Origin of the sequence: Micromonospora sp. NPDC005305 (assembly GCF_040607315.1) — a bacterium.
Taxonomy (GTDB): domain Bacteria; phylum Actinomycetota; class Actinomycetes; order Mycobacteriales; family Micromonosporaceae; genus Micromonospora.
Genome location: NZ_JBEXGL010000007.1, coordinates 303,651 through 327,339 on the forward strand (window position 1 = coordinate 303,651; position 23,689 = coordinate 327,339).

Annotated in this window: 21 protein-coding genes; 11 read left to right on the top strand and 10 right to left on the bottom strand. The window is 73.2% G+C overall.

Annotated features, from left to right (window positions below; translation table 11 throughout):
* Window positions 1-8: 8 nt before the first annotated feature.
* On the bottom strand, window positions 9-1,706 hold the full coding sequence (locus tag ABZS80_RS15225) for a GMC family oxidoreductase (protein WP_355056252.1): 1,698 nt from the start codon (window positions 1,704-1,706) through the stop codon (window positions 9-11).
* 146 nt (window positions 1,707-1,852) lie between these two features.
* On the opposite strand from ABZS80_RS15225, the gene ABZS80_RS15230 reads away from it, so the two are divergent.
* Window positions 1,853-2,965: an LCP family protein gene (locus tag ABZS80_RS15230; RefSeq protein WP_355056253.1), complete on the top strand. Its 1,113-nt coding sequence runs from the start codon at window positions 1,853-1,855 to the stop codon at window positions 2,963-2,965.
* 1 nt (window position 2,966) lies between these two features.
* Here ABZS80_RS15230 and ABZS80_RS15235 read toward each other — a convergent pair whose 3' ends face one another.
* The 4 genes from ABZS80_RS15235 to guaB all read right to left on the bottom strand — a co-directional run bounded on the left by ABZS80_RS15235 (window position 2,967) and on the right by guaB (window position 8,690).
* A complete protein-coding gene (locus ABZS80_RS15235) occupies window positions 2,967-4,424 on the bottom strand; it encodes a M1 family metallopeptidase (RefSeq protein ID WP_355056254.1) in 1,458 nt (485 codons plus the stop codon).
* A 90-nt stretch (window positions 4,425-4,514) separates the two neighbouring features.
* Window positions 4,515-5,906, bottom strand: coding sequence for a M1 family metallopeptidase (locus ABZS80_RS15240; RefSeq protein ID WP_355056255.1), 1,392 nt, complete (start codon window positions 5,904-5,906; stop codon window positions 4,515-4,517).
* A 72-nt stretch (window positions 5,907-5,978) separates the two neighbouring features.
* Window positions 5,979-7,097 (bottom strand): GuaB3 family IMP dehydrogenase-related protein, encoded by a 1,119-nt coding sequence (locus ABZS80_RS15245; protein ID WP_151465353.1) that lies wholly within the window; start codon window positions 7,095-7,097, stop codon window positions 5,979-5,981.
* Between the two features lie 30 nt (window positions 7,098-7,127).
* Entirely contained in the window at window positions 7,128-8,690 is a 1,563-nt protein-coding gene (gene guaB, locus ABZS80_RS15250) for an IMP dehydrogenase (protein WP_355056256.1), read from the bottom strand.
* Window positions 8,691-8,887: 197 nt separating this feature from the next.
* Here guaB and ABZS80_RS15255 point away from each other — a divergent pair, with 197 nt between their 5' ends.
* Window positions 8,888-9,292, top strand: a complete 405-nt coding sequence (locus ABZS80_RS15255) for a DUF5319 domain-containing protein (protein ID WP_151465105.1) — start codon at window positions 8,888-8,890, stop codon at window positions 9,290-9,292.
* A 9-nt stretch (window positions 9,293-9,301) separates the two neighbouring features.
* On the opposite strand, the gene ABZS80_RS15260 is transcribed toward ABZS80_RS15255, so the two are convergent.
* The gene (locus ABZS80_RS15260; RefSeq protein WP_355056257.1) at window positions 9,302-10,117 is read right to left on the bottom strand and encodes a response regulator transcription factor; all 816 of its coding nucleotides are present in this window, start codon (window positions 10,115-10,117) and stop codon (window positions 9,302-9,304) included.
* Window positions 10,118-10,372: 255 nt separating this feature from the next.
* Between ABZS80_RS15260 and ABZS80_RS15265 the strand changes: the two genes are divergently transcribed.
* The gene (locus ABZS80_RS15265; RefSeq protein ID WP_355056258.1) at window positions 10,373-10,756 is read left to right on the top strand and encodes a WhiB family transcriptional regulator; all 384 of its coding nucleotides are present in this window, start codon (window positions 10,373-10,375) and stop codon (window positions 10,754-10,756) included.
* Between the two features lie 327 nt (window positions 10,757-11,083).
* On the opposite strand, the gene ABZS80_RS15270 is transcribed toward ABZS80_RS15265, so the two are convergent.
* From ABZS80_RS15270 to groES, 3 genes are all read right to left on the bottom strand, one after another.
* Entirely contained in the window at window positions 11,084-12,730 is a 1,647-nt protein-coding gene (locus tag ABZS80_RS15270; protein WP_355056259.1) for a molybdopterin-dependent oxidoreductase, read from the bottom strand.
* 124 nt (window positions 12,731-12,854) lie between these two features.
* Window positions 12,855-14,498: a chaperonin GroEL gene (gene groL / locus ABZS80_RS15275; protein WP_355056260.1), complete on the bottom strand. Its 1,644-nt coding sequence runs from the start codon at window positions 14,496-14,498 to the stop codon at window positions 12,855-12,857.
* 70 nt (window positions 14,499-14,568) lie between these two features.
* Window positions 14,569-14,883 carry a co-chaperone GroES gene (gene groES, locus ABZS80_RS15280; RefSeq protein ID WP_018222648.1) on the bottom strand — a complete coding sequence of 105 codons (315 nt, stop codon included), beginning with the start codon at window positions 14,881-14,883 and terminating at the stop codon, window positions 14,569-14,571.
* Between the two features lie 315 nt (window positions 14,884-15,198).
* Here groES and ABZS80_RS15285 point away from each other — a divergent pair, with 315 nt between their 5' ends.
* Window positions 15,199-16,425: a methyltransferase domain-containing protein gene (locus ABZS80_RS15285; RefSeq protein ID WP_355056261.1), complete on the top strand. Its 1,227-nt coding sequence runs from the start codon at window positions 15,199-15,201 to the stop codon at window positions 16,423-16,425.
* 1 nt (window position 16,426) lies between these two features.
* Here the strand turns inward: ABZS80_RS15285 and ABZS80_RS15290 are convergent, their stop codons facing one another.
* Entirely contained in the window at window positions 16,427-16,693 is a 267-nt protein-coding gene (locus tag ABZS80_RS15290) for a helix-turn-helix transcriptional regulator (RefSeq protein ID WP_151465099.1), read from the bottom strand.
* A gap of 65 nt (window positions 16,694-16,758) precedes the next feature.
* On the opposite strand from ABZS80_RS15290, the gene map reads away from it, so the two are divergent.
* The 7 genes from map to ABZS80_RS15325 all read left to right on the top strand — a co-directional run bounded on the left by map (window position 16,759) and on the right by ABZS80_RS15325 (window position 23,635).
* Window positions 16,759-17,574 carry a type I methionyl aminopeptidase gene (gene map / locus ABZS80_RS15295; protein ID WP_355056262.1) on the top strand — a complete coding sequence of 272 codons (816 nt, stop codon included), beginning with the start codon at window positions 16,759-16,761 and terminating at the stop codon, window positions 17,572-17,574.
* Between the two features lie 10 nt (window positions 17,575-17,584).
* Window positions 17,585-18,064, top strand: coding sequence for a Cys-tRNA(Pro) deacylase (gene ybaK / locus ABZS80_RS15300; RefSeq protein WP_355056263.1), 480 nt, complete (start codon window positions 17,585-17,587; stop codon window positions 18,062-18,064).
* Window positions 18,065-18,282: 218 nt separating this feature from the next.
* Window positions 18,283-19,386 (top strand): substrate-binding domain-containing protein, encoded by a 1,104-nt coding sequence (locus tag ABZS80_RS15305; protein WP_355056311.1) that lies wholly within the window; start codon window positions 18,283-18,285, stop codon window positions 19,384-19,386.
* A 106-nt stretch (window positions 19,387-19,492) separates the two neighbouring features.
* Window positions 19,493-20,308 (top strand): ATP-binding cassette domain-containing protein, encoded by an 816-nt coding sequence (locus ABZS80_RS15310; protein ID WP_355056264.1) that lies wholly within the window; start codon window positions 19,493-19,495, stop codon window positions 20,306-20,308.
* Window positions 20,305-21,564 carry an ABC transporter permease gene (locus ABZS80_RS15315; protein WP_355056265.1) on the top strand — a complete coding sequence of 420 codons (1,260 nt, stop codon included), beginning with the start codon at window positions 20,305-20,307 and terminating at the stop codon, window positions 21,562-21,564. The genes ABZS80_RS15310 and ABZS80_RS15315 overlap by 4 nt, the downstream gene beginning before the upstream one ends.
* Window positions 21,565-21,590: 26 nt before the next feature.
* Window positions 21,591-22,772 carry an ROK family protein gene (locus ABZS80_RS15320; RefSeq protein WP_355056266.1) on the top strand — a complete coding sequence of 394 codons (1,182 nt, stop codon included), beginning with the start codon at window positions 21,591-21,593 and terminating at the stop codon, window positions 22,770-22,772.
* A gap of 125 nt (window positions 22,773-22,897) precedes the next feature.
* Window positions 22,898-23,635: a DUF4142 domain-containing protein gene (locus ABZS80_RS15325; protein ID WP_151464621.1), complete on the top strand. Its 738-nt coding sequence runs from the start codon at window positions 22,898-22,900 to the stop codon at window positions 23,633-23,635.
* The last annotated feature ends 54 nt before the right edge of the window (window positions 23,636-23,689 follow it).

Consider the following 23,689-nt stretch of genomic DNA (forward strand, 5'->3'; position numbering starts at 1 on the left):
CGCGTCGCTCAGGGGCGCAGCGCGGCGGGGGCGTGCGCCGGGACGGCGGGCTGCTTCGGGGCCACCGGGGCGAGCCGGCGGTAGGGCGCGCCGAGCGGCGGGCGGGGGTCCCCCTCCCCGCGGTTGGGCCAGAACGACATGGCCCGCTCGGCCTGCGCCGTGATGGTCAGGGACGGGTTCACGCCCAGGTTCGCCGAGACCGCCGCGCCGTCCACCACGTGCAGCCCCGGGTGGCCGTGCACCCGGTGGTACGGGTCGATGACGCCGCGCTCGGGGCTGTCGCCGATCACCGCGCCGCCCAGGATGTGCGCGGTCATCGGGATGTTGAACGGCTCGGTGACCGCCCCGCCGGGCGTGCCGTCGATCTCCTCGGCGAGCAGCCGGACGGCCTCGTTGCCGGCCGGGATCCAGGTCGGGTTGGGCGCGCCGTGCCCCGGGCCGGTGACCAGCCGGCGGCCGAACCGGCCGCGCCGGTAGCGGGTGGTGAGCGAGTTGTCGACCGACTGCATGACCAGGGCGATCACGGTGCGCTCGGACCAGCCGCGCACCGAGAGCATCCGGGCGGCCAGGCCGGGCTGCCGGACGATGCTGCCCAGCCAGCGCCGGACCCGGTGCGGGCCGCCGTCGACCAGCAGCGACTGGAGCAGTCCCATGGCGTTGGAGCCCTTGCCGTAGCGGACCGGCTCGATGTGGGTCTGCGGGTCGGGGTGGAACGAGCTGGTGATCGCCACCCCCTCGGTGAAGTCGAGGCCGCGCCGCCGGGCCTGGCCGGACCCGACCGAGGCGCCGAGGATGGCCTCCGAGTTGGTGCGGGTCAGCTCGCCGAGCCGCGGCGACAGGTGGGGCAGCGCCCCGGTCGCCTTCATCTCGTGCAGCAGCCGCTGGGTGCCCAGCGCGCCGGCGGCGAAGACCACCTGGTCGGCGTGGATCACCTGGCGGCGCTTGCGCACCCAGGCGCCGGTGCGCTCGGTGTGCACCGCGTAACCGCCCTCGGCGGCCGGCCGCACCGCGGTCACCGTGGTCAGCGGGTGGACCTGCGCGCCAAGCCGCTCGGCCAGCCAGAGGTAGTTCTTGACCAGGGTGTTCTTCGCGCCGTGCCGGCAGCCGGTCATGCACGAGCCGCAGTGGCTGCAGCCCGTCCGGTCCGGCCCCACCCCGCCGAAGTACGGGTCGGGCACGCGCTCGCCGGGGCGGCCGATGTGCACGCCCACCGGCGTCGAGTGGAACGTGTGCCCCACCCCCATCCGCTCGGCCACCGCCCGCATGGCCCGGTCCGCCCCGGTGTGGATCGGGTACGTGGTGACGCCGAGCATCCGCTTCGCCTGGTCGTAGTGGCGGGCCAGTTCGTCGCGCCAGTCGGTGATGTCCCGCCACTGCGGGTCGGCGTAGAACGCGTCGAGCGGCTCGTAGAGCGTGTTCGCGTAGACCAGGGAGCCGCCACCCACGCCGGCGCCGGCGAGCACCAGCACCCCACCACCGGCCTTCCGGTCGGCCGAGCGGAGCAGGGTGATCCGCTGGAGGCCGTAACAGCCGAGCTTCGGGGCCCACAGGAAGCGGCTCGCCCGCCAGGAGGTGCGGGGGAACTCGTCGTCGGCGAAGCGCCGGCCGGCCTCCAGGACCCCGACGGTGTAACCCTTCTCGGCCAGCCGCAGCGCCGTGACGCTGCCGCCGAAACCCGACCCGATGACGACCACGTCGTACCGCATGCACGCATCATTACCGACCGGTAGCTATAGCGCCAGCGAGAGTTTTTCGCAGATCATGCAGAGCGCTCGATCACCCGGGATTCCCGCCCGGGCAACCGACGGCCCTCCGTCGGGCGTCGAGTGGAAGACGGGGGAAGGAGACCACGATGACGCGTCGACGGTTGCTGCTGGGGCTGGCCGCCCTGGTGGCCGTGGTGCTGGTCGCCGCCGGAGCGGTGCTCACCACCCGGCTGGTCTCCCGCCCGTCGCCCGGCCCGGTCGCCGGGCCGGGCACGCCGAGCCCGTCCACCGCGGCGCCGACCACCCCGGCCCCGGTCACCTCCAGCCCCACCCCGCCGCCCGGCGCCGACCTGAAAGGGCCGCTCAACCTGCTGCTCGTCGGGGTGGACACCCGGATCAGCGTGCCGGGCTGGGAGCCGCACGCCGACGCCGTCCTGGTGCTGCACGTGCCGGCCGGGCTGGGCCGCGCGTACCTCTTCTCACTCCCCCGCGACCTGGTGGTCGACATCCCGGCCTACCCGAAGGCCGGCTACCCCGGCGGCCGGACCAAGCTCACCCACGCGATGAGCTACGGCAGCCGGGTCCCCGGCGACAAGAAGCACCCCAGCACGGCCCAGGGGTACGAACTGCTGCGGACCACGGTCAGCCGGTACACCGGGCTGCGCATCGACGCCGGTGCGGTGCTCACCTTCGGCGGGTTCGACAAGCTGGTCGACACCCTCGGCGGCGTGGACCTCTACGTCGACCAGCGGGTCGCCTCGATCCACCGCCGGCCGGACGGGCGCTACCGGGACCGGGCCGGCAGCACCTACACCGGGCCGCAGATGGTCTACCAGCCGGGCAACCGGCACCTGACCGGCTGGCAGGCGCTCGACTACGCCCGCCAGCGCTACACGGCCGGCGGCGACTACACGCGGCAGCGGCACCAGCAGCAGCTCATCCGGGCGCTGGCCCGGAAGATCCTCGACCAGGGGCTGGCCCGCGACCCGGACCGGGTCGAGCAGGTGGTCGGCGCGCTGGGCAAGACCCTGGTGTACGTCGGCGGCGGCCGCCGGCTGGTCGACTTCGCGTACGCCCTGGGCGGCCTGCCGGCGGAGAAGTTCGTCCTGGTCGGCCTCCCCGGCGCCGGGGTGGGCAGCGGCGCGTCCTACCGGGGCGAGCAGTTGCGCCCGGAGGGCCGCCAGTTCCTCGCCGCGCTGCGCGGCGGCAGCGCCGACGCGTACCTGGCCGCGCACCCCTCGCTGCGGGTGAAGAACTGACTCAGAGCGGCTTCGGGGCCGGCGGGCGCTCGGTGCCGTAGAGCCAGGCGTCGAAGAGCTTGCCGAGCTTCTTGCCGGAGACCCGCTCGGCGAGCGCCACGAACTCGTCGGTGGTGGCGTTGCCGTTCCGCTTCTCCGCCGCCCAGGTGCGCAGGACGGTGAAGAAGGCCTGGTCGCCGACCGCCACCCGCAGCGCGTGCACGGTCATCCCGCCCCGCTCGTAGACCGACCGGCCGAACAGGTTCGCCACCCCCGGCTTACCCGGCGGCGTACGCCAGACCTGGCTCGACGTGGTCCCGTACTTCTGCTCGAAGGTGTGCTGGACGGTCGACTCCCCGGCGTGCTCGGCCCACAGCCACTCGGCGTACGTGGCCATCCCCTCGTTGAGCCAGATGTCCTGCCAGCGCTGGAGGGAGACGCTGTCGCCGAACCACTGGTGGGCCAGCTCGTGCGCCACCACGCCGGTGTTGTCGCCCTGCCGGAAGAACCCGGCCGAGTAGACCGGCCGGCTCTGCGTCTCCAGCGCGTACCGGATCCGGTCGTCGGCGACCACCACCCCGCCGTACGCGTCGAACGGGTACGGCCCGAAGATGCTCTCCAGGTAGTCGGCCACCTCGACGGTCCGCGCGATCGACCGGTCCGGCGCGCCCTCGGCCACCTGGGTGGTGACCGCGCTGAACACCGGCCGTCCCTTGTGCTCGCCGGTGGTGACCCGGAACTTCCCGATCGCCACCGCCGTCAGATAGCTCGCCATCGGGGCGCTCTCGGACCAGCGCCAGGTGGTCCAGCCGTCCTTGGTGCTCCGCCCCTTCGGGACCCCGTTGCTGACCGCGGTGAGCCCCTTCGGCACGGTGATCTCGAAGTCGTAGGTGGCCTTGTCGGAGGGGTGGTCGTTGACCGGGTACCAGGTGCTCGCCGACTCCGGCTGGCCGAGCGCGATCGCCCCGTCCGCGGTGTGCAGCCAGCCGCTGTCACCGAGCACGTCGTTGTCCAGCGCGGCCGGCTGGCCGTCGTACCGGATCTCGGCGACGAAGCCGTTGCCGGAGGTGAGGCCGGTGGCCGGGGTGACGACCAGCTCGTCGCCGGCGCGGCTGTGGCCGGCCTTCGCCCCGTCCACGCTGACCGACCGCACCGTCAGCCCGGCCAGGTCCAGGTTGAACGCCGACAGGTTGGCGGTCGCCGTGGCCCGCAGGGTGGTGGTGCCGGTGAGCTTGTCGGTCGCCGGGTCGTAGCGCACCCGCACGGTGTAGTGGGCGACGTCGTAGCCGCCGTTGCCGTAGCTCGGGAAGTAGGGGTCGCCGGCGCCGGGGGCGCCCGGCGCGAAGCTGCGCCCGGCCGTCGGGCTGGGCGCGGTGAGCCCGGGTGCCGCCCGGTCCGGCTCGTTGGTACCGCAGCCGGCGAGCAGCAACGCTCCACAGAGCAGCAGCCCGAGCCGTCGTCGTCCGCCGCGCCGCGCCATCGCCTCGATCCCTCCCGGACCCGAACCGTGGCGGCCCTGCCCGGGGCCGCTCCGCCCGCGGCAGCCTACCCAGGATCGATCACGTCCGCGTCACGGCAGAGCCGGCGGGCTCGCCCCGATCAGCCAGGCGTCGAAGAGGGGACGCAGCGGCCTCCCGGCCGTCCGCTCGGCGTACCCGATGAAGTCGGCGGTGGTCGCGGTGCCGTTGCGGCGCTCGGCCAGCCAGCCGCGCAGGATGCGGAAGAAGGTCGCGTCGCCGACGGCGCGGCGCAGCGCGTGCACGGCCAGCGCGCCGCGCTGGTAGACGGCGTCGCCGAACATCGCGGCGCGGCCCGGGTCCACCGTGGGCCTGCGCCAGTCGGTGACCGCGTACCGGTCGGCGAAGGCCCGCTCGACGGCGCGCCCGCCGTCGTGCTCCGCCCAGAGCCATTCCGCGTACGTGGCGAAGCCCTCGTTGAGCCAGAGGTCGCTCCACCGGGCCACCGAGACGCTGTCGCCGAACCACTGGTGGGCCAGCTCGTGCGCGACCACCTCCGTGTTCGGGCGGGTGCCGCGGAAGAAACCGGGCCCGTAGACCGGCCGGGACTGGGTCTCCAGCGCGTACCGGATCCGGTCGTCGGCCACGACGATCCCGCCGTACGCGTCGAACGGGTACGGCCCGAAGCGGCCGGCCAGGAAGTCGGCGATCTCGCCGGTGCGGGCCACCGAGGCGGCGGCCGGCCCGTCGGCGGGCAGGGTCGCGGCGACGGCGGTGACGATCGGCTTCCCGGCGTGGGTGCCCGTCGCGACCCGGTAGTCGCCGATGACCAGGGTGGACAGGTAGCTGGCCATCGGGCTGCCCTCGGACCAGCGCCAGGTGGTCCAGCCGCCCCTGCTCTCCGTCCCCTCCGGCACCCCGTTGCTCAACGCGGCGAGCCCGTCCGGGACGGCCACCTGGATCTCGTAGGTGGCCTTGTCGGAGGGGTGGTCGTTGACCGGGTACCAGGTGCTCGCCGACTCCGGCTGGCCCAGCGCGATCGCACCGTCCCCGGTGGCCTGGAAGCCGCCGTCGCCCAGCTCGGCGCTGGGCAGCGGCTCGGGCACCCCGCCGTACGTCACCTCGACGCTGAACCGCTGCCCGGCCGGCAGGCCGTGCGCCGGGGTCACGACCAGCTCGGCCCCGTCGCGCCGGTGCTTCGCCGGGGCGCCGTCGACGCGGACCCGGTCGACGGTCAGGCCGGCCAGGTCGAGCTGGAACCGGGACAGCGCCGTGGTGGCGGTGGCGGTCAGCACGGCCCCGCCGGCGAGCCGGTCGTCGGCCGGGTCGTAGCGCACCTTCAGCGCGTAGTGCCCGACGTCGTAGCCGCCGTTGCCGGACCCCGGCACGTACGGGTCGCCCACGTCCGCCGCGCCCGGGTGGAACCGCCCGTCGTCCCCGGTGCAGCCGCCGGCCAGCAACGCGACGGCGAGCACCGCCACGCCCCACCGCCGGCCCCGCGTCATCCGCCGAGCCTAGACGCGCGACGGCGCGGGTGGGATCGGAACGCCCACCCGCGCCGTCGGTCGCTCACCCGGTCAGCGGTCGAGGACCAGGCCGACCTTCTGGAACTCCTTGAGGTCGCGGTAGCCGCACTTGGCCATCGCCCGGCGCAGCCCGCCGAAGAGGTTGAGCTGGCCGTCCGGCTCGTCGGCCGGACCGAAGAGCAGCTTCTCCATCGAGCCGAGCGGCTCACCGGCCACCTCGAACGCGCCGCGCGGCAGCGACGGGTGGCTGGCGGCCGAGTGCCACCAGGCGCCGCCGGCCGGGGCCTCCTCGCAGAGCGACAGCGGCTCGCCGAGCATCACGGCGTCCGCGCCGCAGCCGAGCGCCTTGGCGATGTCGCCGGAGGTCTGCATGTCGCCGTCGGCGATCAGGTGCACGTACCGGCCGCCGGTCTCGTCGAGGTAGTCGCGGCGGGCCGCGGCGGCGTCGGCGATGGCGGTGGCCATCGGCACCCGGATGCCGAGCACCGACTCGGTGGTGGACCAGTCGTCGCCGCCGATGCCGACGATGACACCGGCCGCGCCGGTGCGCATCAGGTGCAGCGCCGTCTTGTAGTCGGTGCAGCCGCCCACGATGACCGGCAGGTCGAGGTCGGCGATGAACTCCTTGAGGTTCAGCGGCTCGTCGGTGGTGGAGACGTGCTCGGCGGAGACGATGGTGCCCTGGATGACCAGGATGTCCACGCCGGCGTCGAGGATCACCGGGGCGAGGGCCAGCGTGTGCTGCGGGGAGACCCGGACGGCGACCGTGCCGCCGCCGTCGCGCAGCTCGCGGACCCGCTCGGCGATCAGGTCGGGGCGGATCGGCTCCGCGTAGACCTCCTGGAGCCGCTTGGTGGCCCGGGCGTCCTCGTCCAGGCCGGCCAGCTCCTCCAGCACCTTGGCCGGGTTCTCGTAGCGGGTCCAGAGGCCCTCGACGTTGAGCACGCCGAGGCCGCCGAGCTGGCCGAGCCGCACCGCGGACGCGGGGCTCATGGTCGCGTCGGAGGGATGCCCGACGCAGGGGATGCCGAACTGGTAGGCGTCGAGCTGCCACGCGGTGGAGACGTCGTCGACGTCCCGGGTGCGACGGCTCGGCACGATGGCGATGTCGTCCAGGTGGTAGCCGCGCTGCGCGGTCTTGCCCAGCCCGATCTCGACCACGTCACGCATGGGGGACTCCAGGTGGTTGGGGGTGGTGGGTCAGCGGGTGTGGTAGTTGGGCGCCTCGACGGTCATCTGGATGTCGTGCGGGTGGCTCTCCTTGAGGCCGGCCGCAGTGATCCGGATGAGCTGGCCGCGCTGGTGCAGCTCGGCGATGCTCTCGGCGCCGGCGTAGCCCATGGCCAGCCGCAGCCCGCCGGTGAGCTGGTGGGCGACCTGGGCGAGCGGACCGCGGTAGGGCACCTGGCCCTCCACGCCCTCGGGGACCAGCTTCTCGTCGTTGGTCACGTCCTGCTGGAAGTAGCGGTCCTTGGAGTAGGACTTCGCCTGGCCGCGCGACTGCATGGCGCCGAGCGAGCCCATCCCCCGGTACGCCTTGTACTGCTTGCCGTTGATGAAGATCAGCTCGCCCGGGCTCTCCTCGCAGCCGGCCAGCAGGCTGCCGAGCATCACGGTGTCGGCGCCGGCCACCAGGGCCTTCGCGATGTCGCCGGAATACTGGATGCCGCCGTCGCCGATCACCGGCACGCCGGCCGGACGGCCCGCCCGGGCGGCCTCCATGATCGCGGTGATCTGCGGGACACCCACGCCGGCCACGATCCGGGTGGTGCAGATGGCGCCCGGGCCGACGCCCACCTTGATGCCGTCGGCGCCCGCGTCGACCAGCGCCTTGGCGCCCGCGTAGGTGGCGATGTTGCCGCCCACGATGTCGATGCCCACGTCCTTCTTGAGTCGCGCGACCATCTCCAGCACGGCCCGCTGGTGGCCGTGGGCGGTGTCCACGATGAGGACGTCCACCCCGGCGTCGACCAGGGTGCGGGCCCGCTTGTACGCGTCCTCGCCCACGCCGATCGCGGCGGCCACCCGGAGGCGGCCGGCCTCGTCCTTGGTGGCGTCCGGGTACTGCTCGCTCTTGGTGAAGTCCTTGACCGTGATCAGCCCGCGCAGCTTGCCGGCCTCGTCGACGATCGGCAGCTTCTCGACCTTGTGCCGGCGCAGCAGGTCGAGGGCCTCGTCCTTGCGGACGCCGACCGGGGCGGTGATCAGCGGGGTGTGGGTCATGATCTCGCGGACCGGGGTGGCCGGGTCGGAGACGAAGCGCATGTCCCGGTTCGTGACGATGCCGACGAGCTGGCCCTGCCCGTCGACCACCGGCACGCCGGAGATGCGGTAGCGGCCGCAGAGCGCGTCGACCTCGCGGAGGGTGTCGTCGGGGCTGGCGGTCACCGGGTTGGTGATCATGCCGGACTCGGAGCGCTTGACCAGGTCGACCTGCAGCGCCTGGTCCTCCACGGAGAGGTTGCGGTGCAGCACGCCGATGCCGCCCTGGCGGGCCATGGCGATCGCCATCCGCGCCTCGGTGACGGTGTCCATGGCGCTGGACAGCAGCGGGACGTTCAACTCGATGCGGCGGGTGAGCCTGGTGCGGGTGTTCACCCGGCTCGGCACCACGTCCGACTCGCCCGGCTGGAGGAGCACGTCGTCGAAGGTCAGCCCGAGCGGCACCACCCGGGCCGAGCCCGCGGGCAGCTCGGGCAGATGGCCGCCGAGCTCACCGCCGTCGCGGCCGGCCGGGATCTCGGTGCTGGGCGAATTCTCCACGATTGCTCCCCTGAGCTGGTCGGACGGGCTGCAGCGAGGCGGCGCGCGCGGGCACCGGCGCACGCCGGCATGACGGCGCGTCGCTTCATCGTACCCATTGAGCTGGGCCGCCTCCGGCAACGGCGGCCCCGGGTCGGCGGCGCCACAGGGAGCCGCCGGGGCGGACTTTCCGGCGCGACGGGGACTACGGTGAGGGGGTGCACGACGAGCCCATCGACCCGTTCAACGGCGACCCGGCCGATCCGGCTGCCGGTCTGCACGACCCGCGCGAGGACGACCCGCTCGACCCGCTGACCGAGATCGAGCGGCAGGACGTCCTCGAGGATCTTGCCGACCTGGAGATCTACCAGGCCCTGCTGCAGCCGATCGGCGTCCGCGGCCTGGTCATCGAGTGCGAGGACTGCCGCGAGCCGCACTACTTCGACTGGGACCTCCTCCGCGGCAACCTGCGCCACCTGCTCGACTCGGGGCGGCCCCGGGTGCACGAGCCGGCCTACGACCCCGACCCGGACCACTACGTGAGCTGGGACTACGCCCGCGGCTACGCCGACGGCGTGCACGACACCCTCACCGAGGGCACCGACGACTCCGCCGAGGAGTGAGCGGCCCGCTCAGGCCACCAGGCCGGCGCGGAAGCCCGCGGCCACCGCGTGCGCCCGGTCGCGCGCGCCGAGCTTGCGGAACAGCCGGCGGGCGTGCGTCTTGACGGTGTCCTCCGAGACGAACAGCTCCCGCCCGATCTCCGCGTTGCTCTTTCCCTCGGCCATGCCGAGCAGCACCTGAAGCTCACGCTCCGTGAGGCCGACCGCGCTGCGCGGGGTGCGCGCCGGGCGCTGGGGACCGCCCGCCGGCGCCGGCTCCGCCTCGGCCGCCGCCGGGTCGGCCGGGTCCTCGCCGCGCTGCACCGGGACCACCGTGGGGCCCCCACCGGGACCCTCCGCGGAGCCCGCCGGCCACGCGGCCCCGGCCGGGGTACGCCCCGGCGCGGCCGACCGGGCCGGCCCGCCGACCGCCGCGGCGTCCCGGGCCGGGTCGGTGACCCGGTGCCGGTTCGTGCGCCCGGGGGCGGAGAGCAGCAGCAGCGCCTTGGCTACGGCGCTGGTCAGGTCGTGGTCGGCATTCTGGATGAGGCCTCGCGCCCCGGCGCTGATGGTGGCCGCCGCGGCCTCCGACTCCTCGGCGCCGAGCAGCAGCACGGCGGCCTGCGGGGCGCGGGCCAGCACCCGGCGGACGAAGCCGGCGCTGTCCGGCCGGGTGAGGGCGGTGTCGGCGAGCACCACGTCGACCTGACGCTCGGCGAGCCGCAGCATCACCTCGGGATCGGAGACGGCCGTCCGGAGCACGCCCGACAGCCCGAGCCGCGCCGCCGCGGAGGTCAAATGCTGGGCCGCGAGTGGTGTCCGAACGCACACGAGAACGCTACGCACAGTGGTCTCCTCTCCGCCTCAGAGCAGACCACGGCGGGGTGTGCTCGGGAGGAGGTTCCGGGCAATCATCCGAACTTTTCCGGCAGATGGGGCATATGCCGCCGACTGTCCGAGGTTTTCGATCACACATGTGTGAGCGCGGGAAAGCCCGGGTACCGAGGGGTCACTCCGGAAACGGTGTCCCGCGCGGACCACCGCACCGGTAGGAGCTGGCCACGAGATTCTCCGCGGTGCCGCGCGGGAGGAGGGGTGCTGATGTCGAACGTACGCAGGCTGCCCGGACCCATTGTCGACCTCTGGGACTGGCAGCGGCTCGGTGCCTGCCGCGGGCGGGACAGCGCCCAGTTCTTCCACCCGGACGGCGAGCGCGGCTCGTCGCGGCTGCGCCGCGAGTCCGGCGCCAAGGCCGTCTGCCGCGCCTGCCCGGTGCGCGCCGAGTGCGCCGCGCACGCCCTCTCCGTCCGCGAGCCCTACGGCGTGTGGGGCGGCTTCAGCGAGTCGGAGCGGCTGCGGCTGCTGGCCCTCGGCTGGGAGGACCTGGCCGACCGCCGGCAGGCCCGGGTGGACGTCGCCCGGCTGGAGGCCCGCCTGGGCCGGCCGCACAAGTCCACCGTCCCGGACCAGCGCAAGATCGCCTGACCGCCACACGGACCACACCGACGCCGCGCCCGGACCCCGGGCGCGGCGTCGCGTGCAGCCCGGACTGCCGTCGGGCGCCCCGCGCGGAGCCGGCGCTCTCTCCGTCAGCACCTTTCGAGCTGACATCACCAACGACTCGACCCCGGGGTGACCGCCCACCACCGAGCCCGTTGGACGCGACGCCCACGCACACCCGGGCCCGGGTCCGGGTCCGGGTCCGGGTCCGGGTCCGACGCCCACCGCAACGGGCAACGGTGAATCGTCCGCGACATCAGCTCGAAAGGCGGTCCGAACCTGAGTCCGCCCCGCCGGAGCAGGAGACCCGCCTCAGCCGACGGTGACCGGGACGGTGTGCCAGCCGGTGGCGCCGTCCGGGGCGACCGGCCGCCGCTGCTCTGGCTGCGTCTGCCCGGCCGAGTCCGTGGCCCGGACCTGGAGGGTGTGGTCGCCCGGGCTGGCGTCCCACCGCCACGACCACTGCACCCAGGTGTCCACCGAGACCGTCGGAGCGAGGGTCGCCTCCCGCCAGGGGCCGCCGTCGACGCGTACCTCGACCCTGCGGATGCCCCGGTGCTGGGCCCAGGCCACCCCGGCGACCGTGACCGGGCCGGCGGTGAGCGGGTTGCGCCGGCGCGGCGTGTCGATCCGCGACTGCGTCCTGATCGGCCCCTGCGCCGACCACCCGCGCGGCACCCAGTACGCGTCGAAGTCCGCGAAGCTGGTCAACTCCAGCTCGGTCACCCACTTGCAGGCCGAGACGTACCCGTAGAGGCCGGGCACCACCATCCGCACCGGGAAGCCGTGCTCCACCGGCAGCGGCTCGCCGTTCATCCCGACCGCGAGCAGCGCGTCCCGGCCGTCCCGCAGCACGGTCGTGGGGGTGCCGCAGGTCCAGCCGTCGACCGAGCGGCCGACCACCTGGTCCGCCCCCTCCTCCGGCTGCGCCTCGTCCAGCAACTCCTTGATCGGCACGCCCAACCAGCGGGCGTTTCCGATCAGGTCCCCGCCCACCTCGTTGGAGACGCAGGCCAGGGTGACGTAGCGCTCGACCATCGGCCGGGCGAGCAGGTCGTCGAAGCTCAGCTCGATCGGGTTGCGGACCCGGCCGTGGATGCGCAGCCGCCAGGTGGCCGGGTCCACCTGCGGCACCACCAGGGCCGTGTCGATCCGGTAGAACTCGCGGTTCGGCGTGACGAAGGGGGCGAGCCGGCTCACCGACAGGTCGGCGCCGGCCGGCACCGGCGGGGCGGGCGCCGCCGGCGTGGGCAGCCGCACCGCCTCGCGGGCCGCCGAGACGCCCCGCCGCCCGGCCAGCCAGTGCCCGCCGAGCCCGGCCACCGCCGCGGTGCCGGCCAGCAGGCCGACCCCGCGCAGGAACCGGCGGCGTGACTCCTGGTCGCCGTCGTCGAGCGGCTCCCACCCGGCCGGAGTCTCGTCCCGGGCGAGCGCGGCGACGGCCGGGGGCGGCGTAGGCCCGGACGGCGTAGGCCCGGACGGCTCTGGCTCCGGCGTGGCCGGCGACGGGCGCTGCCTGGCGCCCTCCCCGAGCGGACCGGCCACGAAGGCCCAGAGCGTCAGCGCGCCCAACAGGCCGCCGACCAGGGAGGGCAGCGCGTCGAAGGTGTCCGCGCCGGCCCGGGTCAGCGCGGCGGCCACCCCGAGGGCGGCGAACGCGGCGATGCCGGCCAGGCCGATCCGGAGCCGCCGGGCCGCCAGCACGCCGATCAGCGCCGCGATGGCGGCCAGCAGCACCGCGGTGCCGACCAGGAGCGCGACCTTGTCGTGCGTGCCGAAGACCGCGATGGCGAACTGCTTGAGCGGCTCGGGAACCACGTCGACGACCAGCCCGCCGACCGCGATGAGCGGGGCGGACCGGGGGCCGGTGAGGACGGCCACCGGTTCGGCGACGCCGATCGCGACGGCCGCGGCGGTCACCCCGGCCAGCGCGGCCTGACCGCGCGACATGTTGCTCACGGCGACCAGTCTCGTCGGTCGGGGCGGGCGACCGCCAACCTCGTCACCGTTCCGTAAGCGGATACGGGTCAGGGCACACCGCCGGGTGGCGGTGTGCCCTGACGTCAGGCCGTACGACTCGGGATCAGAAGCCCGGGCCGTGCTGGTGGCCGTGACCGTGGCCGTGACCGTGACCGGCGTTGGCCGGCTCGGCCTTCTCCGGCTTCTCCACCACCAGGCTCTCGGTGGTGAGCAGCAGGCCGGCGATCGAGGCGGCGTTGGTGACCGCGTTGCGGGTCACCTTCACCGGGTCGAGGATGCCGGACTTGACCAGGTCGACGAACTCGCCGGTGGCGGCGTCGAGGCCGTTGCCCCACTCCTTGCCGGCGACCTTCTGCACCACCACGTAGCCGTCGTGGCCGGCGTTCTGGGCGATCCAGCGCAGCGGCTCGACCAGTGCCTTGCGCACGATCGAGACGCCGACCTTCTCGTCACCGGTGAAGCCCAGGTCGTCGTCGAGCACCGACAGGATCTGCGCCAGGGCGGCGCCGCCACCCGGGACCGTGCCCTCCTCGACCGCGGCCTTGGTCGCGGCGATGGCGTCCTCGATGCGGTGCTTGCGCTCCTTCATCTCGACCTCGGTGGCCGCGCCGACCTTGATCACCGCGATGCCGCCGGAAAGCTTCGCCAGCCGCTCGGCCAGCTTCTCCCGGTCCCACTCGGAGTCCGAGGCCTCGATCTCCTTGCGGATCTGGGCGACCCGGTCGGCGACCTCGGCGGACTGGCCGCCACCGTCGACGACCGTGGTGTTCTCCTTGTCGACCACGACGCGGCGGGCGGTGCCGAGCACCTCCAGGCCGACCTGGTCGAGCTTGTAGCCCAGCTCCGGGGCGACCAGCTCGGCGCCGGTCAGGATCGCCATGTCCTGGAGCATCGCCTTGCGGCGGTCACCGAAGCCGGGGGCCTTCACGGCGCAGACCTTGATGGTCTTGCGGATCGCGTTGACCACCAGCGTGGACAGGGCTTGGCCCTCGACGTCCTCGGCGACGATGAGCAGCGGCTTGTTGTTCTGGAGGACCTTCTCCAGCAGCGGCAGCAGCTCCTCGATCGCCGAGATCTTCTGCGTGGTGATCAGGATGTACGGGTCCTCCAGGACCGCCTCCTGCCCCTCCACGTCGGTGACGAAGTTCGGCGAGATGAAGCCCTTGTCGAACTGGAGACCCTCGGTCACCTCCAGCTCGGTGGTGAGGGCGGAGCCCTCCTCGACGGTGATGACACCGTCGCGGCCGACCCGCTCCATCGCCTCGGCGATCAGCTCGCCGATGGTGGCGTCCTGCGCGGAGATCGTCGCGACGTGCGCGACCGACTCCTTGTCGGCCACCTCGACGGCCCGGCCGAGCAGCGCCTCGGAGACCTTGGCGGCCGCCGCGTCGACGCCCCGCTTGAGGCCGGTCGGGCTGGCCCCGGCGGCCACGTTGCGCAGGCCCTCGCGGACCATGGCCTGGGCCAGCACGGTCGCGGTGGTGGTCCCGTCGCCGGCGACGTCGTTGGTCTTGGTCGCCACCTCCTTGACCAGCTGCGCGCCGAGGTTTTCGTACGGGTTGGTGAGCTCGATCTCCTTGGCGATCGTCACGCCGTCGTTGGTGATCGTGGGCGCACCAAACTTCTTGTCCAGGACGACGTTGCGCCCGCGCGGGCCGAGGGTGACCTTGACCGTGTCCGCGAGGGCGTTGACACCGTGCTCCAGCAGGTGCCGGGCGTCGTCCGAGAAGCTCAGGATCTTCGCCATCTGTATCCCTTCGAAGCGACGTTGCCCCGGCCCGGCGAGCCGGACCGGGGCAACGACACTGATCGGTTGCTTACTTCTCGATGACCGCGAGGACGTCGCGGGCGGAGAGCACCAGGTACTCCTCGCCGGCGTACTTGACCTCGGTGCCGCCGTACTTCGAGTAGAGGACGGTGTCGCCGACCTTGACGTCGATCGGCACGCGGTTGCCCTTGTCGTCGATCCGGCCCGGGCCGACAGCGAGGACGGTGCCCTCCTGCGGCTTCTCCTTGGCGGTGTCGGGGATCACGATGCCCGAGGCGGTGGTGGTCTCGGCCTCGTTCGCCTGGACCACGATGCGGTCCTCGAGCGGCTTGATCGCAACCTTGGTCGCGGTAGTCACGGGCATACCCTCCTGGGGTACTTGGTGTCGTTGCCGGTCGGCATGCCGACCGGCGTCAATCTGCCACATGCCACCGGGCGGGGCCGTCGTCGCGGGTGCCGGTCCGCCTGGCGCTCAACCCCCGGACACCAGGGCCCGGGCGTTGGCACCCTCAGGGTGAGAGTGCTAATCGCAGGTTATTCCTCGGCTAGCACTCCGTCAAGGAGAGTGCCAACGCGCCGCGCCTCGTGTCGCGCACCCTCCCGGTCGAACCGGGTCGCCCGACGACGTGCACCAGGGGTCCGGGCCGGCCGCTCGGGAGGTGGCCGGGAGAATGCCCGCGTGGACCTGGAACAGTTCGCCGCCCTGCGTACCCCCGAGGGGTCGGCCGCGCTCGACGCGGCGGCGCGGGTAGCCGGCGGCGACCCGCTGACGGCGGCGGCGGCGCTCCGCTCCGCCGGGGTGCCGGCCGGTCTCGCGGCGGCGGCGCTGACCCAGGCCGAGCTGCGCCGGCGCGCGGTGGGCAAGTTCGGCCCGGCGGCACGCGGCATGTTCCTCACCCGGCCGGGCCTGGAGCAGGCCACCCGGGGGGTGGTGGCGCGGCGCCGCGCGGCACGCCTGCGCGCCGCGGGCGTGGCGACGCTGGCCGACCTGGGCTGCGGCCTCGGTGCGGACGCGCTCGCCGCGGCCCGCGCCGGCATCCGGGTGTACGGCGTCGAGGCCGACCCGGTGACCGCCGCGATGGCCGCCGCGAACGCCGAGGCGAACGGGCTGGCCCACCTGTTCACCGTGGAGTGTGGGGACGCCACGGCGTTCGACGTGAGCCGGGTCGACGGGGTCTTCTGCGACCCGGCCCGCCGGAAGGCCGGCACCGGCCGGCGGATCTTCGACCCGAACGCCTACTCGCCGCCCTGGGACTTCGTCACCGGGCTGGCCGAGCGCGTGCCGCGCACGGTCGTGAAGGTGGCGCCGGGGCTGGACCACGCGCTGATCCCGGCGGGTGCCGAGGCGGAGTGGGTGAGCGTCGACGGCGACCTGGTCGAGGCGGCGCTCTGGTGCGGCGCGCTGGCCGAGGTGCCCCGTCGCGCCACCGTGCTCCGCGAGAAGGAAGGGCCCCTTTCTAACGCCTCCGGTAGAGCAGGGGTCCCCTCCTATCAGCTCACCGGCAGCGGCGACGCCGAGGCGCCGGTGGGCCGGCCCCGCCGATTCCTCTACGACCCGGACCCGGCGGTGGTGCGCGCGCACCTGGTCGCCGAGCTGGCCGGCGACCTCGACGCGACGCTGGCTGACCCGACCATCGCCTACCTGTACGGCGACGAGGCGCGGCCGACGCCGTTCGCCCGCTGCCTGGAGGTCACCGACGTCCTGCCGTTCTCGCTGAAGCGGCTGCGCGCCCTGCTGCGGGAGCGCCGGGTCGGCCGGGTGGAGATCCTCAAGCGGGGCTCGGCGCTGGAGCCGGAGAAGCTGCGCCGGGATTTGAAGCTGGCCGGCGATGGGGCGGCCAGCCTGGTGCTGACCCGGGTGGCCGGCGCGCCGACCGTGCTGATCTGCCACCCGGCGCCGGGCTGAGTCAGGAGGCCTCGCGGACGCGCAGGTCGGCCAGCCACACCTCGGCCAGGTCGCTGAGCGCGACGCCGAGGACCTCGCTGAGGCAGACCACGGTGCCGAACGCGGGTGCCGGGAGCCGGCCCACCTCGATCTTGCGCAGCGTCTCCGGCGAGATGCCGGCCGCCACGGCCACCTCGACGAGGCTGCGGCCACCTCGCGCGACCCGGAGCGCCGCCCCGAGACGTTGCCCCGCTGCGATCTGTTCCGGTGTGAGCGGTGGGCGAACCATGTCAGCAGAATAGACCCCCGACCGTCGTGGTATAAAAATACCGCAAGAGAAGGGGAGGGTTGATCGTGATCGAACTGAAGTCCGCCGAGGAGATCGACCGGATGGCCGTGACCGGCCGGTTCGTCGGCGAGCTGCTGGCGGAGCTGCGTGAGGTCGCCGACGTCGGGGTCGACCTGATGGACCTCGAGCACCACGCCCGCCGCCGGATCAAGGAGCGTGGCGCCGCGTCCTGCTACTGGGACTACGCGCCGTCGTTCGGCCGCGGCCCGTTCCGCAACGTCCTGTGCCTCTCGGTCAACGACGCCGTGCTGCACGGCCTGCCGCACCCCTACGCCCTGCGCGACGGTGACCTGCTGAGCATCGACATGGCGGTCGGGGTCGACGGCTGGGTCGCTGACTCCGCGCTGTCCGTCATCGTCGGCACCGCCGCCCCGGACGACCTGAAGCTGATCGAGGCCACCGAGGTCGCGCTGGAGGCCGGGATCGACGCCGCGCGGCCGGGCAGTCAGATCGGCGACATCTCCGCCGCGATCGGCGAGGTCGGGCGCCGCTACGGCTACCAGGTCAACAACGAGTTCGGCGGGCACGGCATCGGCCGCACCATGCACGAGGCCCCCCACGTGCCCAACGACGGCCGCGCCGGCCGGGGCATGCGGCTCCGGCCCGGCCTGACGATCGCGATCGAGCCGTGGTTCTGCCGCGGCACCGACAAGATCAGATTCGACCGGGACGGGTGGACGATCCGTTCCGCCGACGGCTCCCGCACGGCCCACTCCGAGCACACCGTCGCGATCACCGAGGCCGGCCCCCGCGTGCTGACCCGCCGCCCCGGGCACGGAGCGAGGCCGGGCAACCGCAGCGGGCAGGCGGCCGCGGGTTAGTTTGTCGCTCATGGCAGGACAGGGCACTCCGGCGACGGCACTGCTGACCAAGCGGAAGATCACGCACAGCACCCACCCGTACGACGTCTCGCCGGACGCGCCGAACTACGGCGCGCTGGTCGCGGCGGCCCTCGGGGTGCCCCCGGCCCGGGTGTTCAAGTCGCTGGTCACCGAGGTCGACGGCGGGCTGACGGTGGCGGTCGTGCCGGTCACCGGCGAGCTGGATCTCAAGGCCCTCGCCGCCGCGGCCGGGGGCAAGCGCGCGGCCATGGCGGACCGGACGGTGGCCGAGCGGGCCACCGGGTACGTCCGCGGCGGGATCAGCCCGCTCGGCCAGCGCAGGCGGCTGCCCACGGTCGTCGACGCCTCGGCGCTGGAGCATCCGACGGTCTACGTCTCGGCGGGGCGCCGCGGTCTGCAACTCCAGCTCGCCCCCGCCGATCTGGTCGCGCTGACCGGGGCCGTGACCGCGCCGATCGCCACCCGCTGAGGGGTCCGCGGGCGCGCGACCTGGGAGCGCTTCCGCACCGTGCCCGAGGGAGCGCTCTCCGCGGGTGACGGCAGGGTGCCACTGGCGTTGCTGAATTGTTACGGCGGCCAACAAACTTCTGACCTCGGCTCTCTTGCGCGCCTCGGGACGGGAGGAATACGTTGCCGGGCACAACAAACCACCGACAACTCCCCCAACCCCCGAAAGGACCCATGCATATGCGCAAGGGCTTCCTCACCTTCGCGGCCGTCGGTCTTCTGGCAACCGGCAGCATGGCCGCCTGCGGTGACAACGGCGGTTCTTCGGACCAGGCCGGCGGCTCGTCCGACAAGAAGCCGAAGATCGGCGTCATCCTCCCGGACAGCAAGTCCTCCGCCCGGTGGGAGGGCGCGGACCGCAAGTACCTCAAGGAGGCGTTCGACGCGGCCGGCGTCGAGTCGGACATCCAGAACGCCCAGAACGACAAGACCGCCTTCCAGACCATCGCCGACCAGATGATCACCAACGGCGTCAACGTGCTGATGATCGTCAACCTGGACTCCGGCACCGGCAAGGCCGTCCTCGACAAGGCCAAGTCGCAGGGCGTCGCCACCATCGACTACGACCGGCTGACCCTGGGCGGCTCCGCCCAGTACTACGTCAGCTTCGACAACGAGGCGGTCGGCAAGCTCCAGGGCGAGGGCCTGAGCAAGTGCCTGACCGACAAGGGCGCCAAGAACCCGTCGATCGCCTACCTCAACGGCTCGCCGACCGACAACAACGCGACCCTGTTCAAGAACGGGTACGACTCGGTGCTCAAGCCGAAGTTCGACTCGAAGGAGTACACCAAGGTCGCCGAGGACTCCGTGCCGGCCTGGGACAACGCACAGGCCGCCACGATCTTCGAGCAGCAGCTCACCAAGGCCCGCGGCAAGATCGACGGCGTGCTGGCCGCCAACGACGGCTTGGGCAACGCGGCCATCTCGGTGCTGAAGAAGAACAAGCTCAACGGCAAGGTCCCGGTGACCGGTCAGGACGCCACCAAGGAGGGCCTGCAGAACATCCTCCTGGGCGACCAGTGCATGACGGTCTACAAGGCGGTCAAGAAGGAGGCGGACGCCGCCGCCGAGCTGGCCATCGGGCTGGCCAAGGGCCAGAAGAAGGACACCGGCCAGACGGTCAAGGACCCGGAGGGCGGGCGGGACGTCCCGTCCGTGCTGCTGGAGCCGAAGGCGATCTACAAGGACAACGTGAAGGACGTCGTGGCCGACGGCTACATCACCAAGGACGAGCTCTGCACCGGCAACTTCGCGAAGCTCTGCGCGGACGCCGGCATCAGCTGACCCATCCCCCGCTCCAGGCGGCGCCGCCCGGCACGGACACCCGTGCCGGGCGGCGCCCACGCCGGACGGGATCCGAGACCTCCCCTCCGTTCCCAAGGAGAACCCCGTGTCCGCAACCCCCCTGCTGGAGCTACGCGGGATCGACAAGAGCTTCGGTCCCGTCCAGGTGCTGCGCGACGTGGCCTTCGCCGCCTACCCCGGCGAGGTGACCGCGCTGGTCGGCGACAACGGTGCCGGCAAGTCGACCCTGGTCAAGTGCATCAGCGGCATCCATCCGACCGACGCCGGCGAGTTCCACTACGACGGCCGGCCGGTGAGCATCAACAGCCCCCGGGACGCCGCCGCGCTGGGCATCGAGGTCGTCTACCAGGACCTCGCGCTCTGCGACAACCTCGACATCGTGCAGAACATGTTCCTCGGCCGGGAGAAGCGCAGCGGCATCGTGCTCGACGAGCCGACCATGGAGCAGATGGCCGCCGAGACCCTGGCCGGGCTGAGCGTGCGCACCGTCAAGTCGCTGCGCCAGCACGTGTCCAGCCTCTCCGGGGGGCAGCGGCAGACCGTGGCCATCGCCAAGGCGGTGCTGTGGAACAGCCGGCTGGTCATCCTCGACGAGCCCACCGCCGCCCTCGGCGTCGCGCAGACCGCGCAGGTGCTGGAGCTGGTCCGCCGGCTCGCCGACAACGGCCTGGCCGTGGTGCTCATCTCGCACAACATGAACGACGTCTTCGCGGTCTCCGACCGCATCGCCGCCCTCTACCTCGGCCAGATGGTCGCCCAGGTGAAGACCAGCGACATCACGCACTCGCAGGTGGTCGAGCTGATCACCGCCGGTCGCTCCGGCAACCTCGGCCTCGCCGACACGGGCACCAACGGCACCGGCGCCGCGCCCGCCGACACGACACCAGGAGCCGTCCGATGACCACCACCGCCGTCAAGAAGGATGGCCCCGCCGCGGTCGCGCCGGCGCCCACCGTCGGCACCCATCTCAGCAACTACCTGCGCCGGGTACGCGGCGGCGACATCGGCGCGCTGCCCGCCGTGATCATGCTCCTCGCGCTCGCCGCCGGCTTCTCGATCGCCCGCCCCACGTTCTTCACGGCCGGCAACTTCGCCAACCTGTTCACCCAGGGCGCCGCGGTCACCCTGATCGCCATGGGCCTGGTGTTCGTCCTGCTGCTCGGCGAGATCGACCTCTCCGCCGGCTTCGCCAGCGGCGTCTGCGCCGCCATCCTGGCCAACGTCGTCACCGAGCTGGGCTACCCGTGGTACGTCGCGGTCCTCGCCGCCGTCGCCACCGGCCTGGCGATCGGCACCGGGCTCGGCCTGCTGGTCGCGAAGGTCGGCATCCCCTCCTTCGTGGTCACCCTGGCCGGCTTCCTCGCCTTCCAGGGCATCGTGCTGATGCTCATGAAGGAGGGCTCCAACATCTCGGTGCGGGACGACGTCCTCCTCGCCATCGCCAACCGCAACCTCTCCCCCGCGCTCGGCTGGGCGCTGGCCGCGGTGGCCGTCGCCGGGTACGGGGCCGCGCAACTCCTGCGTCACCGCAACCGGGTCGCGCGCGGCCTGCTCACCGACCCGATCGCGGTGGTGCTCGCCCGGATCGCCGGCCTCGCGGTCATCCTCGGCGCCGCGGTCTACGTGCTCAACCTGGAGCGCAGCCGCAACGTGCTGGTCGTCTCGCTCAAGGGCGTGCCGATCGTGGTGCCGATCATCGCGCTGCTGCTGGTCGTCTGGACCTTCGTCCTTCAGCGCACCAGCTACGGCCGGCACGTCTACGCGGTCGGCGGCAACGCCGAGGCGGCCCGCCGGGCCGGCATCAACGTCGACCGGATCCGCATCTCCGTCTTCGTCATCTGCTCCACCATGGCGGCGATCGGTGGCATCGTGGCGGCCAGCCGGGCCAACTCGGTGGACCCCAACACCGGTGGCAGTAACGTACTGCTCTACGCCGTCGGCGCGGCGGTGATCGGCGGCACCAGTCTCTTCGGCGGCAAGGGCCGGGTCCTCGACGCCGTGCTCGGCGGCGCGGTGGTCGCGGTCATCGACAACGGTATGGGACTGATGGGTTACAGCTCGGGCGTGAAGTACGTGGTCACCGGCGTGGTGCTGCTCGCCGCCGCCACCATCGACGCGCTGTCCCGCCGGCGGGCCGCCGCGACCGGCACCCGCTGAACCCGGCACGGAACATGACGGTGGCGATGCGCGCGGGACCGAGCCAGGACGAGATCCGTCGGCAGAACCTGGGCGCACTGCTCCGGTACGTCCACGTCCGGGGCGCCACCAGCCGCGCCGAGCTGACCACCGCGCTCGGCCTCAACCGCAGCACCATCGGCGCGCTGACCGCCGACCTGGCCGGCGCCGGTCTGGTCAGCGAGGGGACACCGAAGGAGACCGGCCGGGCCGGACGACCCTCGCTGGTCGTCCGGCCCGAGTCGGCCCGGGTCTACGCGTACGCCTACAGCGTCGAGGTGGACCGGCTGCGGGCCGCGCGGGTCGGGCTCGGCGGCGAGGTGCTCGACCGCCGGGAGCTGGAACGGCCGCGGAACCTCATCGCCGAGGAGGCCGCGCCGCTGCTGGCCGACGCGGTCCGGGAGATGCACCGGGCGGTGCCGCCCGACTCGATCTGCGTCGGCGCCGGCCTGGCGGTCTGCGGCATGGTCCGCCGCGAGGACGGGCTGGTCCGGCTCAGCCCGACCACCGGCTGGGTGGACGAGCCGATCGGCGCGGCGCTCGCCGCCGAGCTGGGCGTCGACGTGCCCATCACCGTCGGCAACGTGGCCGACGTGGCCGCCTTCGCCGAGCACGCCCGGGGCGTCGCCGCCGGCTGCGACAACGTCATCTACCTCTACGGGGACGTCGGCGTCGGGGCCGGCATCATCGCCGGCGGGCGGCGGCTCACCGGGCACGGCGGCTACAGCGGCGAGGTCGGCCACATGGTGGTGGTCCGCGACGGGATGCGCTGCGACTGCGGGCGGCGCGGCTGCTGGGAGACCGAGATCGGCGAGCACGGGCTGCTCCGCGCCGCCGGCCGCTCCGACGCCCGGGGCCGGGAGGCGCTGCTGGCCGTCTTCGACGCCGCCGACCGGGGCGACGCGCGGGCCCAGACCGCCGTACGGCAGGCCGGCGACTGGCTCGGCTTCGGCGTGGCCAACCTGGTCAACATCTTCAACCCGGAGATGGTCATCTTCGGCGGCACCATGCGCGACCTCTACCTGGCCGCCGCCGCCCAGGTGCGGAGCCGGCTCAACTCCAACGGGCTGCCCGCCTGCCTGGAGCACGTGCGGCTGCGTACCCCGAAGCTCGGTGACGACGCGGCGCTCATCGGCGCCGCCGAACTGGCCTTCGAACGCCTCCTCGCCGACCCCCTCGACGTCGGCTGACCGGCTGCCGGTTTCCGGTGAACTGAAACGGCTCGTGATCCGTACCAGTGGGCGGACGGACGGCCGCGGGGGCGGCCGTGCGCGCCATCCCGCGTACCGGTCCGGACCGAGGAGGCACCGCAACCATGGCACCGCTGGAATCCGCACGCCGCCGGCTGGCGCACCGGGTGACCCTGCTGCTCGTCGCGCTCGCCGCGGGGATCGGCATTCTTCCCGGCGCCGCACACGCCGCGCCCAACCCCGGTGTGCAGCTCAACGCCGCCGACATGACGCTGCTCAACGGGGTACGACTGGCCGGGCTCTGGGAGATGCCGGCCGGGCAGATGGCCGCCGAGAAGGGCCAGTCGAAGCGGGTACGGGAGATCGGCGCGGAGATCGCGCGTCAGCACGGCGTCCTGGACCAGCTCGTGGTTGAGGCCGCGAACAAGTTGGGCGCCACCCTGCCGACCACACCGACCACCCAGCAGCAGGGCTGGCTGACCGAGATGCAGAACGCCACCGGCGCCCAGTTCGACCAGATCTTCGTGACCCGGCTGCGGGTCGCGCACGGCAACATCTTCCCGGTGATCGGCGCGGTCCGGGCCAGCACCCGGGACCCGATCGTGCGCAAGCTCGCCGACCAGACGAACACCTTCGTCACCAACCACATGCTGATGCTGGAGAGCACCGGGCTGGTCCGCTGGCAGCAGCTCCCGCCGCCCGCGATGCCCCCGGCGCAGAGCGATTCGCTGATCGCCGCGGCCGGTGCGAACGTCGGAAACAACGGCGGGATCCAGGTCAGCACCACCGTCGTGTGGGCCGTCTTCCTGCTCGCCCTGGCCACCGGCGGGTACGCGACCTGGCGGCTGATGCGCCGCTCCTGAGGTGAGCGTTAGGAGGGGCCCCCTGTGCAACGGAATGCGTTAACAGGGGGCCCC

Coding starts and splice junctions, on each gene's coding strand:
- ybaK (WP_355056263.1), top strand. CDS start 17,585: ATGGCAGGACAGGGCACTCCGGCGACGGCACTGCTGACCAAGCGGAAG.
- ABZS80_RS15225 (WP_355056252.1), bottom strand. CDS start 1,706: ATGCGGTACGACGTGGTCGTCATCGGGTCGGGTTTCGGCGGCAGCGTC.
- ABZS80_RS15240 (WP_355056255.1), bottom strand. CDS start 5,906: ATGACGCGGGGCCGGCGGTGGGGCGTGGCGGTGCTCGCCGTCGCGTTG.
- ABZS80_RS15315 (WP_355056265.1), top strand. CDS start 20,305: ATGACCACCACCGCCGTCAAGAAGGATGGCCCCGCCGCGGTCGCGCCG.
- ABZS80_RS15325 (WP_151464621.1), top strand. CDS start 22,898: ATGGCACCGCTGGAATCCGCACGCCGCCGGCTGGCGCACCGGGTGACC.
- groES (WP_018222648.1), bottom strand. CDS start 14,883: ATGCCCGTGACTACCGCGACCAAGGTTGCGATCAAGCCGCTCGAGGAC.
- groL (WP_355056260.1), bottom strand. CDS start 14,498: ATGGCGAAGATCCTGAGCTTCTCGGACGACGCCCGGCACCTGCTGGAG.
- ABZS80_RS15320 (WP_355056266.1), top strand. CDS start 21,591: ATGCGCGCGGGACCGAGCCAGGACGAGATCCGTCGGCAGAACCTGGGC.
- ABZS80_RS15245 (WP_151465353.1), bottom strand. CDS start 7,097: ATGCGTGACGTGGTCGAGATCGGGCTGGGCAAGACCGCGCAGCGCGGC.
- ABZS80_RS15235 (WP_355056254.1), bottom strand. CDS start 4,424: ATGGCGCGGCGCGGCGGACGACGACGGCTCGGGCTGCTGCTCTGTGGA.
- ABZS80_RS15265 (WP_355056258.1), top strand. CDS start 10,373: ATGTCGAACGTACGCAGGCTGCCCGGACCCATTGTCGACCTCTGGGAC.
- ABZS80_RS15305 (WP_355056311.1), top strand. CDS start 18,283: ATGCGCAAGGGCTTCCTCACCTTCGCGGCCGTCGGTCTTCTGGCAACC.
- ABZS80_RS15290 (WP_151465099.1), bottom strand. CDS start 16,693: ATGGTTCGCCCACCGCTCACACCGGAACAGATCGCAGCGGGGCAACGT.
- ABZS80_RS15230 (WP_355056253.1), top strand. CDS start 1,853: ATGACGCGTCGACGGTTGCTGCTGGGGCTGGCCGCCCTGGTGGCCGTG.